Genomic DNA, 1,489 nt, shown 5'->3' with positions numbered 1-1,489 from the left:
TTGCGATTTAATCGTTAATCCCACAGCACAAGAAGTTTCTTAGAAGAAATACGGGGTTACACTTCGTTAACGCACTACATTATTCCGATAGACTCAATTCATGAGTTACGCGATTGATATGTGGTACTTGTTCCCACAAGTCTTCCCACTGCTTGCAGAAATCATCCAGATCACAGAAATAGTTAAGACAACATCTTATAACAAAAAAGGGTTTTTGCGTAAAAGGAAGTTGCAAAAACGGAGTAGATAATATAACCTTTATTGTTTTGACAGAAGGAAATATATGCTCTCCTACCTGACTAAAGAGAATTTCAAGAAAATAAGTATAGCTAAAGTACTTTTGAGGCTACCACTTATAAAAGTCTCTGATTGCAATTATTTTAATATTTATTGCTCAATAACAACACTTAAGCTTGTTCAAAGAAAAAGCAATTCGGAGAGAAGCGTTGGATAGTCCTAAAAAAGTAAATATTACTATTGATCCAGCACTAAAAGTCTACGCTGATTCCAATATTGTTTTCATACCTAATACTACTAATTCGGAGATATCTATTAGCTCCCCTGATCATTTCATTGCTAATGACAGTTTAAATGGATATCTCCAACTATGGAATTTAAAAACTCAGCAGGGAATGAAAACCGAGAGTAAAAGCTCTGCTACCTCAATAACAATTGATCCAAATTCACTTGACAAATTCCAAGAAAATTTGAATTTATTTCCAGAAAAAAACCATAATGCTATCTATGCCCCAGACATGACAATCACTGAACCAGAATTTTTCCTCAATAGTAGCCTCAAATGGGCACAACCTGGAGGTCAAAACACCCCAGTTACCATTACTTATAGCTATAGTAATTTACTTAATGGTAATCTCCCTGGCGGTCTTACCAACGCAGAAATTACGGGAATCATAAGAGAGGCAGTAGGGCTGTGGTCGAGATATGCCCCCCTAAATTTTGTGGAATTTCCTGATAGTGGTCCTGCTCCCTCTGACTCTTCTTACAATGCAGGGAGTTATCCTCAAATCCGCTTTGGGACTCACTTTATTGATGGTATTGGTAACGTCTTAGCTGATGCCTATTATCCCTACTCAACGATAGACGGTTTGGCAGGTGATATACATTTTGATAGTAGCGAAACTTGGAAGGCAAGCCCTTCTGGTGGTCTTGACCTTCTGGAAGTCGCAGTCCATGAGCTTGGCCATGCCTTAGGACTCAGGCATGAATCGGCTCAAATAGCGATTATGAATACTGAATATGGTGGTCGTTATTCGGGACTTGGAACTGCTTTTATCTTTCAAGACGACATTAATGGCATACAAGACATTTATGGAACTAGAGACTTGTTCCGCAAACAGAGATGGGCAACTGGTCAAGGTGGGTTTTGGGATACTCAACAATGGCTAGTCGGCAATTTTAATGGAGATGGAAAAGATGATTTGGCTAAAGCCTTCGACGAGAGGGGTCAAGCCAGTATTGATGTTCACCC

1 protein-coding gene is annotated in these 1,489 nt (G+C 39.0%); it reads left to right on the top strand.

The annotated features are described in order from the left end of the window. Positions 1 to 413: 413 nt before the first annotated feature. Positions 414 to 1,489: matrixin family metalloprotease (locus VB740_RS36630; RefSeq protein ID WP_323204701.1), on the top strand; the 1,076-nt coding region annotated here is incomplete at its 3' end.

Source organism: Nostoc sp. UHCC 0251 (assembly GCF_034932245.1).
Classification (GTDB): domain Bacteria; phylum Cyanobacteriota; class Cyanobacteriia; order Cyanobacteriales; family Nostocaceae; genus Nostoc.
Note: the sequence above shows the minus strand (reverse complement) of the source record. Positions and strands in the feature narration are given on the sequence as shown.